General features: G+C 64.0%; 11 protein-coding genes. 3 read left to right on the forward strand and 8 right to left on the reverse strand.

What is annotated here, in order from left to right:
- Positions 1-83: 83 nt before the first annotated feature.
- Positions 84-605, reverse strand: a complete 522-nt coding sequence (locus KDH09_08935) for a YbaN family protein (protein ID MCB0219804.1) — start codon at positions 603-605, stop codon at positions 84-86.
- 1 nt (position 606) lies between these two features.
- Here KDH09_08935 and KDH09_08940 point away from each other — a divergent pair, with 1 nt between their 5' ends.
- Positions 607-2,325, forward strand: a complete 1,719-nt coding sequence (locus KDH09_08940; GenBank protein ID MCB0219805.1) for a BCCT family transporter — start codon at positions 607-609, stop codon at positions 2,323-2,325.
- Between the two features lie 6 nt (positions 2,326-2,331).
- Here the strand turns inward: KDH09_08940 and KDH09_08945 are convergent, their stop codons facing one another.
- Both KDH09_08945 and KDH09_08950 read right to left on the reverse strand, forming a co-directional pair.
- Positions 2,332-3,030, reverse strand: a complete 699-nt coding sequence (locus KDH09_08945; GenBank protein MCB0219806.1) for a sigma-70 family RNA polymerase sigma factor — start codon at positions 3,028-3,030, stop codon at positions 2,332-2,334.
- 96 nt (positions 3,031-3,126) lie between these two features.
- Positions 3,127-3,750: a TetR/AcrR family transcriptional regulator gene (locus tag KDH09_08950; GenBank protein ID MCB0219807.1), complete on the reverse strand. Its 624-nt coding sequence runs from the start codon at positions 3,748-3,750 to the stop codon at positions 3,127-3,129.
- A gap of 155 nt (positions 3,751-3,905) precedes the next feature.
- Here KDH09_08950 and nagZ point away from each other — a divergent pair, with 155 nt between their 5' ends.
- Complete coding sequence (gene nagZ / locus KDH09_08955) at positions 3,906-5,114, forward strand: beta-N-acetylhexosaminidase (GenBank protein ID MCB0219808.1); 1,209 nt, start codon at positions 3,906-3,908, stop codon at positions 5,112-5,114.
- Here the strand turns inward: nagZ and KDH09_08960 are convergent.
- Positions 5,111-6,124 (reverse strand): NAD(P)-dependent alcohol dehydrogenase, encoded by a 1,014-nt coding sequence (locus KDH09_08960; protein MCB0219809.1) that lies wholly within the window; start codon positions 6,122-6,124, stop codon positions 5,111-5,113. The two genes, nagZ and KDH09_08960, sit on opposite strands and share 4 nt — an antisense overlap.
- 196 nt (positions 6,125-6,320) lie before the next feature.
- Here KDH09_08960 and KDH09_08965 point away from each other — a divergent pair, with 196 nt between their 5' ends.
- On the forward strand, positions 6,321-7,091 hold the full coding sequence (locus KDH09_08965; protein ID MCB0219810.1) for an alpha/beta hydrolase: 771 nt from the start codon (positions 6,321-6,323) through the stop codon (positions 7,089-7,091).
- A 156-nt stretch (positions 7,092-7,247) separates the two neighbouring features.
- Here the strand turns inward: KDH09_08965 and KDH09_08970 are convergent, their stop codons facing one another.
- The 4 genes from KDH09_08970 to KDH09_08985 form a co-directional block, all read right to left on the reverse strand.
- The gene (locus KDH09_08970) at positions 7,248-7,430 is read right to left on the reverse strand and encodes a hypothetical protein (GenBank protein ID MCB0219811.1); all 183 of its coding nucleotides are present in this window, start codon (positions 7,428-7,430) and stop codon (positions 7,248-7,250) included.
- Positions 7,430-9,670, reverse strand: coding sequence for a ferrous iron transport protein B (feoB, locus tag KDH09_08975; GenBank protein MCB0219812.1), 2,241 nt, complete (start codon positions 9,668-9,670; stop codon positions 7,430-7,432). The genes KDH09_08970 and feoB overlap by 1 nt, the downstream gene beginning before the upstream one ends.
- 3 nt (positions 9,671-9,673) lie before the next feature.
- Positions 9,674-9,895 (reverse strand): ferrous iron transport protein A, encoded by a 222-nt coding sequence (locus tag KDH09_08980; protein MCB0219813.1) that lies wholly within the window; start codon positions 9,893-9,895, stop codon positions 9,674-9,676.
- 158 nt (positions 9,896-10,053) lie between these two features.
- On the reverse strand, positions 10,054-10,628 hold a 575-nt coding region (locus tag KDH09_08985; protein ID MCB0219814.1), incomplete at its 5' end, for a methyltransferase domain-containing protein.

Below are 10,628 nucleotides of genomic sequence, written 5' to 3' on the forward strand. Positions count from 1 at the left end.
AAAAAATCACGGAAATTGGAAAGGGGAAAAAGTAAGCAGGCACTCACATGCAAGCAGCGAAGGTTTCGGTCGGGCCAGAGCCCTCAGGAGGCATCGGGCGCAGTTTCCGGCGCAGCTTCGGACGGCTTGGTCCAGATGAAGAGCAGCCCCCAGAGCACGAGCGCGGCGGCGACGAGCTTGGTCCAGGTGGGCGCGTCGGTTCCGAGCAGCATGTAGCTGGTAAGCGGCACGATCATCGCCGTGGCGAGCAGCTTCGCGCGAAGGCGGATGACGCGGCTCTCTTCCCAGTCGCGCACCATGGGCCCAAAGCGCGGGTGGGTGAGCAGCCAGTGGTGCAGGCGTTCCGAGCCTTTTGAGAAACACCACGCCGCCAGCAGGATGAACGGCGTCGTCGGCAGCACCGGCAGGAAGATGCCCACCACGCCGAGCGCAATGAAGCTCCAGCCCGCGCAGAGGTAGATCCATTTGGTGGTCGTCTCGGTCAAGGGTGCCGTCCTCGTTGTGGAAAGTGTAGCGCCAGTGCGCTGAAGGATTCCAACGCGTTCCTTGCGAGCCCCCGTGCAAATATGCACAATGCGGCTGTTTCCTGTAGTGTGCGTTGTCATCATGTCGTTGAAATCCCCTCCATTGATCCGCTCGGCAATTGATTCGATTCGCGAGGAGCTCTCCGGGGTCGGCGCGGTTTTTTACGTCTCCATCAGCCTGGTTGCGGTCTTTGCCGCGCTTGGCATTTTTGCCACGCGCGAACTCGACAGCTCGGCACGCACGATCCAGGACTGGGTGACGGCGAATTTCGGCTGGATGTATCTCGTAGTGACGACGAGCTTCGTGCTGTTCGCGCTGTTCCTGGCGATCTCCCGGTTCGGCAGGATTCGCCTGGGCGCAGACGATGAAACGCCGGAGTTCTCCTTCCCAAGCTGGCTGGCGATGATCTTCTCGGGCGGCATGGGCGTGGGGCTCGTATTCTGGGGCGTGGCCGAGCCCATGACGCACTTCAACGAGCCGCCGTTGGGTCTGGTTGCGGCGCACACGCAGGAGGCGGCGCGCCTGGGGCTTCGTTACGCATTCTTCCACTGGGGCTTTCACCAGTGGGCCAACTTTGCGATCCTGGGACTGGCCATCGCCTACGTCCGTTTTCGCCACCAGAGCCACGGCCTGATCAGCGAGACCTTGCGCCCACTATGGGGAAGCCGCGTGGACGGAGCTCTGGGCAATGCAGTGGATGTGCTCACGGTGCTCTCGACCACGTTCGGCGTTGCCACGACGCTGGGGCTGGGCGCCCTGCAGATCAACAGCGGCCTCGCCCGGCTGTTCAATGTGCCCTATGACGTATCCGTGCAGCTCATGATCCTGGCCATGATCGCCGTGATGTTCACGGCGTCGGCCCTCACGGCGCTCGACCAGGGCATTCGCTACTTGAGCAACCTCAACATGCTGCTGGCCGCGACCCTGCTGCTCTTCGTGCTGATCGTGGGCCCGACGTCCTTTATTGCATCGATGATGACCAACACGGTGGGCGAGTACCTCGACCATTTCGTGGGCATGAGCTTTTTCACCGCGCCCTTTTCCAACGAGCACTGGGTCGAGCGCTGGACCATGTTCTACTGGGCGTGGGGGCTGAGCTGGGCGCCCTTTGTCGGCACGTTCATCGCGCGCATCTCGCGCGGCCGGACCATTCGTGAATTCGTGCTGGGCGTGATCTTCGTTCCCGTGTTGTTGAGCGTGCTCTGGTTTTCCACTTTCGGCGGAACGGCCATCTACTACGAACTCCAGGGCAGCCCGGGAATCGCAACGGCCGTCAGTGAGGAGATGTCCTCGGCTATCTTCGCGATGTTTACGGCGATGGGGGCGGGTTCCTGGCTGAGCATTCTGGCGGTGGTGCTGGTGGTCACCTTCGTGGTGACATCGGCCGATTCGGCCACGTTCGTTCTGGGGATGTTTACTTCAAAGGGCGTGTTGAACCCGACGCGCCTGGTGCGGGTGCTCTGGGGCGGGCTCCAACTGCTGGTGGCGGGTGTGCTGCTTCTCGGCGGCGGGCTGCTGACGCTGCAGACGGTATCGATCGTCGCAGCCTTTCCGTTCATGCTTCTGATGGTGTTGATGGCCTATTCGCTCTTCAAGGACCTGAAGGCGGAGGTCGATCAGTTCGATGCGCAGGAACGCCTGCTGCTCTCGCGTCTGGAAGCATTCATGTTGAACGAAGAAGAGCGCGAGGCCGCGCGAGTTGCCGCCGAAGAGGCGCACCCGACCGCGGAAGAGGAGCCCCCCTCGATTGCCGAGGAAGAAGCTCCCTCCGAATCATCGGAGGCGCGCGATTCTGAGTGAGCCCGATCAGCAGCCGCCGCAGCAGCCGCTCATCATTTCGTATTCGGGGGCGGGCGGTGCCATCTGCGGCATGTCGGACTCGCCGAGGACTTCGCGCAGGTGCAGGCGCGCGCGGTGGAGGCGGGACTTCAGAGCGGCGACGCTCACGCCGATTTCCTTTGCCGCCTCGGGCGCGCTCTTTCCTTCCACGTCGCGTAGGATGAAGGCCTGATACTGCTCGGTCGGAAGCTCCGAGAGGGCGGCCTCGACGCGGTCCACGAGCTCGGCCGACTCGAGCTGCATCTGCGGCAGGCGCGACCAGTGGGACTCGGGCTCGCGGTCGCGTGAGAGGGAATCGCCCTGCTCATCGGAGTGGTCGGATACTTCGCGCGTGCGGCGGCGCTTTCTGAGCAGCATCAGCGCGGCGTTGCTGGTGACGCTGTAGATCCAGGTCGAGAGGGCCGAGTCGCCGCCGAAGGTGTCGATCTTGCGGAAGATCTGCAGGAAGACATTCTGCAGCACTTCCTCGGCGTCGGCCTCGTTGCGGGTCATGCGCACGGCAAGCCCGAAGATCTGGCGCTCGTAGCGGCGCAGCAGCTCTTCGTAGGCCGCGTTGTCGCCCGTGCGAAGTCCGGCCACCAGGGCCGACTCGCGCGAGTCTTCCTCGCGGGTTGGATAGCTCGGCCGGTAGAGGGTAGTGAGGTTGGTCTGGGCTTCGCGCTTCATATCGTGCGTCCTTCTCTTTTGCATCCCGCCTCTTTACTCCCCGAGTGCGGGTGCCAAACAAAATGATCGTTCCGAATCTCTCCAAAAAAAGAGAGGCTAGTTCTCAGCTCCAAGGCGCAGCCCCTCGCCGCTACAGAGCGGAAGGGATTCAAGCGCCACGTTGATCGAGTTTTGGGCCTGCTCGCGGCTCGCGCCGGCGCGCTTCAAAACCATCAGGCCCTGCAGCATCGTGAGCAGATACTGGGCCAGCGCGTCGAGATCGGCGTCCTCGCGAATCTCGCCGTTGTTCCTGGCCGCCGCCAGGCATGCACGGAAGGCGCCCGAGAGGCGCTGCATGCCGGCCTCGATCTTCTTCTGCGTCGCACTGCAGCGACAGGGGAGGTCGATGGCTGTATTCGTGATGAGACAGCCGCGGACGTCCCCGCCACGCTCCATCATGGCCAGGCCCTGGACAAAGAAGTCGCGAATGGTGCGAAGGCCGCGCTCGGGGGCGCGCTCCAGGGGGGCAATGAATCCACTGGTGATCTGGCGCTGGTAGCGATCGAGCGCTTCGAGAAACAGGCCCTGCTTGCTCCCGAAGGCCTGGTACATCCCGAAACGATTCAAGCCGGTGGCGCACACCAGATCCTGAATCGAAGTGCCCTCGAAGCCCTTGGTCCAGAAGACCTTCATGGCTGCGTCGAGCACCTTTTCGCGGTTGTATTCCTTCTGCCGTGCCACGGATCGTTACTCTCCAGTCGCTCCTGTCATTTCTAAACGCTCGGTTTGAAAAGGGCAAGCGGGTGCCCAGAAAATGCCCAATTATCTGAAATGATGGAGGTTTTGGGGCGTCCTGCTTGCCCGGCGGGCAGGGGACGTGCGAGAATCGAAGCCGGATGAAACGAAGAATTCTGCATGCATGGGCCGCTCTGGCGGGGGCGCTCCTGTTGCTGCCCGCCACTTCGGGCGCCCAGCCCGGCGCCTGTCCGGCGCGGGGGCTGCTCGGCCAGATGCTCATGGTGCGGGTGCCCGCGCTGCCGACCCAGGAGCTGCGCGAGTATCGCGCCCAGCTTCGCGCCGACAACATCGGCGGCGTCATTCTCTTTGGCGCCAACTTCCGCAAGATGAACGACCCCAATGAGGTCGTCGCGTTTACGAACTTCCTGCAGGCCGGCGCGGCTTCCCCGCTGTTCATCTCCACCGATCAGGAGGGCGGCGCCGTGCAGCGTCTTCGCCGCCGGCAGGGCTTTACCGACATGCCGCGCTTCGAGGAACTCGGCCGCCACGGAGATGACGAGTTGGCCTATGCCTTCGGTCAGGTAATCGGACGCGAGCTGGCCAGCGTCGGTGTGAACTGGAACTTCGCGCCGGTGCTCGATGTCAAAACCAATCCCGACAACCCCATGATTGCCCGGTGGAACCGCGCGCTCTCGGAAGATCCGCGGGCCGTGGCCGAGCTGGGGATGCACGTCATTCGCGGCATGCAGCGCGAGGGCGTCGTGGCAACGGCCAAGCATTTTCCCGGCGTGGGGGATGCGCGCGGCGACTCGCACAAGGTGCTGCCCGCCATTCGCCGCGACTGGCACCAGCTCAACGAAGTGGAACTCCAGCCCTTCCGGCGCGCCATTGAAGAGGGCGTGGCTGCCGTGCTCATGGGCCACGTGCTCACGCCGCTCATCGAGCCCGAAGGGCATTCGGCCTCGCTCTCGAAGTTCTGGATCGAGACCACCCTGCGCGGGCGTCTTGGATTCGAGGGACTCGTCGTGACCGACGATCTCGACATGGGCGCGATCACCGGGAACAAAACGCGTGAGGAAGCGGCGCTCGAAGCCATTCTGGCAGGCAACGACATGCTGATGATTACCGGCGGCGGCGAGCGCGAGGTGCTCGACAGCCTGTGCGAAGTGCTTGCCCGGCGCGATCGCACCTCGCTCAAGCTCTACGACCGGGTGCTCGAATCGGTGGACCGGATCGAACGCACGAAGGCACGCTTTGGAATCGAGAACTTCCAGCCGCTTCCGCTGCTGAGCGAACGGCCTTCGAGCCGCTCCCACGAGCGGGTGGCAACCAAGATCCGCGAACCCAGTCCCGAGCGCGTGCGCTAGGAAACCCGAACCACCACTTTGCCGAAGTGCCGCCCCGAGGCCAGATGCTCGAAGGCGGCGACGGCGTCACCGAACTCGAAGACCTTGTCGACGACGGGCTCAATTCCTCCGGCAGAGATGGCGCGGTTCATGGCCTCGAAGTCATCGCGCGACCCGACGGTGATGCCCTGCAGGCGAATGGTGGACATGAGGATGGGCAGGATGTTGAGCGGCGAGGCATTGCCCGCCAGTACGCCGATCACATAGATACTGCCGCCGATGCGCGCGGCCTTGAGCGATTTTTCCAGCGTGCCGGCGCCGCCCACTTCGACGACATGGTCGACGCCCACGTTGCCGGTCAGTGCGCGCACGGCCTTGTGCCAGTCGGGATTGTCGTTGTAGTTGATGGTCTCGTCGGCGCCGAGCTCTTTGGCGCGCGCGAGCTTTTCGTCCGAGCTCGAAGTGATGATCACCCGCGCCCCGAAAAGCTTTGCGAACTGCAACGCGAAGATGGACACGCCGCCGGTGCCCTGGAGCAAGACGGTTTCACCGGGCTTGAGATTTCCGTACTTGGAAATGGCGCTCCAGGCCGTCACGCCCGCACAGGGAAGCGTCGCCGCCTGCTCCCACGAGAGATGATCGGGCACGCGGATGACGCCTCGCTCGGGAAGGAGCGCCCTCTGCGTGAGCATTCCATCGAGCGGGCCGCCGAGCGTCGTGCGAAGGCGCTCGTGGCTGGGCTCGCCGGCTTCCCAGCTCTGGTTGAAGATGCCGGCGACGCGGTCGCCCACCTGCACGCGGGTGACACCGTCGCCAATGGCGATCACTTCGCCCGCGCCGTCCGAGAGCGGGACAAAGGGGAGCGCCAGACGCGGGTTGTACTTGCCCTGCACCATGAGCCAGTCGCGGTAGTTGAGCGAGCAGGCCTTCACGGCAACGACCACTTCGCCCGGATCGGGCGTGGGATCGGGGCTCTGGACCTGTTTGAGGTTCTCCAGCCCCCATTTGCCGTCGATGATGTAGCGCTGCATGGCATTCCTCCCGCCGAAGCTCGGTTCGGGGCCAGCTATAGCACACCCACTGGAAGCCCCACACCCGGATGGTTAAATTGAGAGTATGGGCGAGCGCTTCAAACGCTGGTGGTCCGGTCCGAGTCCGCGTCTTCGGGTGGCGCGGACGGCGGTGCTTGTCCTGATCCTCTCACCCCTTATGGCGGCCTGTTCCATCATGTTCTTTGAACGACAACTGATTTTCTATCCGACAAAAACCGGGCGCTGGGAACTGGAGCGTCTGCCCCGTCCGGCGGGCGCGCCGGCTGCAGTGGTCGAAGACGTCTTCTTCGAAGCCGAAGACGGCGTGCGCCTTCACGGCTGGTACGCGGCCGACCCTGCGACGCCCACTGACCGGGTGCTGCTCTACTTCCACGGCAACGCGGGCAATCTCTCGGACCGCTGGGAATTCGTGCTAGGGCTGCTCACGCTGCCGGCGCGGGTGTTCATCATCGACTACCGCGGCTATGGCAGAAGCGAGGGGAGCCCCTCAGAGGAGGGACTCTACGAGGACGCCGACGCGGCCTGGCGCTATCTCACGCTGAAGCGCGGTCACGACCCAGGCGACATCGTGCTGTTTGGAAAATCCCTGGGCGGCGCACCCGCGACCTATCTGGCAGCGAAGGTTCCGGCCGGCGGCCTCATCGCGCAGTCGACCTTCACCTCGATTCCCGATGTGGCGACCTACCACTTTCCGATCGTTCCCAAGTTCCTGATCGGAACGAAGATGGCCTCAATTGCGCGCATCGCAAAGGCGAAGATGCCCAAGCTCATCGTGCACAGTCCGGCCGACGAAGTGATTCCCTATGAGCTGGGAAGGCGTCTCTACGAAGCGGCCGCCGAGCCCAAGCAGTTCTACGAAGTCCCCGGCGCCGGGCACAACGAGACCGCGCTCGTGGGCGGCGCTGCCTACTGGAATGCGCTGCGGGAGTTTGTGCGGTCGCTCTGAGATGCCCTTCAACTTTCCCCTCTCCCAGCGGGAGAGGGAGAAGTGCGGCGAAGGGCGCACTTGGGTGAGGGAGAGATGTCGCAGTTGCTGTTCACCCTTGCCCGCCCTTCGGGCACCCTCTCCCTGAAAGGGAGAGGGGGGGCGTGCGTAGCGTCTCTAGCGCTTGATCACGCGCGGGAAGCGCTCGGAGGGATCGGCGTCGGGATTGTGAGAGCACCCGGCGCAGCCGGCGGGCTCGTCATCGGGGCGGGTGAACTGGCGCAGGAAGACGCGCACGGCAAAGAAGCCGGCGACTGCCACGATGGGCAGGACGATCCAGAGCTGCAGCGTTTCACTCATCAGTTAAATCCCATTGCCTTGCCGCCATGGTACACCACGAATGATGCCACGTAGGCCAGGATGCCCATGTAGGCGAGCATGAAGACCGGCCACTTCCACGTGCCGGTCTCGCGGCGCACGATGGCCACGGTGCTCATACACTGCAGGGCGAAGACGAAGAAGACCATTACGCTCACTGCCACCATGGGTGTCCAGACCGGCGTGCCGTCGGGATAGGTGTCGGCGATCATTCGTTCCTTGAGGCTCGAGCTCTCTTCATCTGCATCGCCAACGCTGTAGATCGTGCCCAGCGTGCTCACCAGCACCTCGCGCGCGGCGAAGCTCGTAATGAGCGCAATGCCGATCTTCCAGTCGTAGCCCAGCGGACGAATGAGCGGTTCGATGGCCTGTCCCATGCGGCCGATCACGCTCCCGCGAAGCTGCGCGCTTGCCGCCGCGTCCTCGATGGAGACGAGCTCTTCTTCGAGCGAGGCGCGCCGGGCTTCCGGCAGATCGTTTTCGAGCTGCGCCTCGATCTGCGCCGCGCGCGCGGTTTGAGCCGCAGGCGGCTCGGTAACCGGGAAGCTTGCCAGGAACCACAGTACCACCGAGAGCGAGAGAATCACCGTGCCCGCGCGGGTGAGGAAGAGTTTGGCGCGCTCGGACATGCGCAGGATCACGTCGCGAAGTCGCGGCATGCGGTAGGGCGGCAGCTCCATGAGGAACATGCCCTGCTCGCCTTTGACGACCCACTTCTTGAGGGCCCAGGAAGCGATTACGGCCATGACGATGCCCGCCAGGTAGAGCAGGAACAGGGTGAGTCCCTGGTAGCCGATAAAGCCGAACTCACCCTTGGGAATGAACGCGGCGATCATCAGGGTGTAGACCGGAAGCCGCGCCGAGCAGGTCATCAGCGGTGCCACCAGAATGGTGATGAGCCGGTCGCGCTGGTTTTCAATGGTTCGCGCGGCCATGACGCCGGGAATCGCGCAGGCGAACGAGGAGAGCAGCGGCACCACCGAGCGTCCGCTCAGCCCCACGTTTTTCATGACGCGGTCCATGATGAAGGCCGCGCGTGCCATGTAGCCCGTGTCCTCGAGCATGCCGAGGAAGAAGAACAGAATGAGAATCTGCGGCAGGAAGATCACCACCGCCCCGACGCCGGCAACGACGCCGTCGACGAGCAGGTCACGAATGGGCCCGGCCGGCAGGGTGGCGGCGATGAAGCTGCCGGCCCAGACAGTAGCGTCGTCGATGAAGTTCATGAACGGCTCGGCCCAAGCGAAAACCGACTGGAAAATGAGCATCAGGATGAGCAGGAAGAGCGCGGGACCCGCAATTTTGTGGGTGAGCACGGCGTCCAGGCGCTCGGTGAGCGTGCGCTGCCCACCCATGTCGCGGCGGCTCGTGACCCTGGCGGCCAGCGGCGTGAGCCACTCGTAGCGACCGACGATCTCGGCGCTCTCGTATTCGATTCCGTTTGATTCAAGTTCCGCGCGGGCGGTATCGACCGCCTCCCAGAAGGGCAGGTTGTGGTGTGCTTCAAAGGAACTCGAACGCCGCGTGGTCAGCGCGCGAACCGCGTCGACGAAGCGCTCGGCGTGGCTCAGGTGCGGAATGTCTTTCTCAATGCGTTCTTCGAGTTCTGCGACCTTCGCTTCCACTTCGGGCTGCAGCTTCCAGTGACGAAGCGGACAGGCCGGGAAAGGAGCGGCGATGACTTCCTTGAGTGCCTCGATCCCCTTGCCGCGCGAGGCGACGATGGGGAAGACGGGCACGCCGAGCTCTTTGGAAAGGGCATCAGCATCGATGGTGATGCCGTCCTTCTCGGCGGCGTCGATCATGTTGAGCGCGACCAGCGTCGGAATGCCCAGGTCCATGATCTGGGAAGCCAGGTAGAGGTTGCGCTCGAGGTTGCTGGCATCGAGCACGCAGACCACGGCCTGCGGTGCGGGCGTGCCTTCCATCTCTCCGATGAGCACGCGGTAGGCGATCTCTTCGTCGAGGCTCTTGGGGTTGAGCGAGTAAGTGCCCGGCACGTCGATGATGTCGACGGGGTCGCTGCCGCCCGGCGCGAGCATCTGGCCGACCTTGCGCTCCACGGTGACGCCGGGATAGTTGCCGACTTTCTGGCGCAAGCCCGTGAGCTGGTTGAAGAGCGCGGTCTTGCCCACGTTGGGATTGCCGGCAAGCGCCACCACGCGGCGCGCGGGTTGTGCCGGCGATGCAGGCGAGGGGAGTTTTTCGGCTTCCTGGGACATGACTTACTTCAGTGGTTCGATGACGATCTTGTGCGCTTCTTCTTTTCGGATGGAGAGGTGGTAGTCGCGAACCTTGAGATCGATGGGATCTCCGAGCGGGGCGAAGCGCGAGACCGTGAGCTCGGTGCCCACGAGCACGCCCATCTCCATCACGCGAATGGGGGCCGGGCCGTCCCATCCGGTCACGCGGCCCCTCTGGCCGGGTTTGAGTTCGCTGAGCTTCACGCGAGTCTTCCTGGCGCCTTATTGGCGCGCTGCGCCGATTCCTTAATTGAAAATCATATTCAAATTCAAGGCCTGCCCCCAAAGCCGGGACAGTGCCCGTAGGGGCATCCCTGAATTACTCGAAATCGACTCCGCTGTCACCCGGCGCCAGAGAGTGCTCAGGCGCGCTTTTCGAAGATTCCTACCACCTGGGGCACGGGCTTGTTCCCGTGGGGATGGGGGGTGGCATCAAGTTTACGGGTCTCAAACCCGAGCCGCTCGAAGCGCTCCCGGATCCCCTCGCGCGTGGAGGCAAAGGGCGGCCCGCTGAGCGGATCCTCGCGCCCGGGAAAGCAGGGAAGGTTGAACCACACGCCGATGACCAGGCCGCCGGGCTTCAAAACCCGATGGAGCTCGCGCACGTAGTCGTCGCGGCGCGCCGGTTCGATGGCGGCGTAGCAGGTGTGTTCGGCGATGATGTCGAAGCGCCCGGTCCAGTCCCCGGGCATGGCGAGCACGTCGACCTGCGCAGTCTCGAGCGCGACGTTGGCGCGCGCGGCGCCGGCCTTTGTTTCTTCGAGCGCGGCGGCAATGAAGTCGGCGGCTGTGACGGCGTAGCCGAGGCTCGCCAGATAGATCGCGTCGTGACCCTTGCCGCAGCCGGGGACCAGCACGGTGCGCGGCGGCTTTGGCGCGTCCTGCTCGAAGAGCTCGCGCAGGGGAAGCAGGGCCTCTCCGAGGTCCCAGGGCAGTT

The organism is Chrysiogenia bacterium, assembly GCA_020434085.1.
Classification (GTDB): Bacteria; JAGRBM01; JAGRBM01; order JAGRBM01; family JAGRBM01; genus JAGRBM01.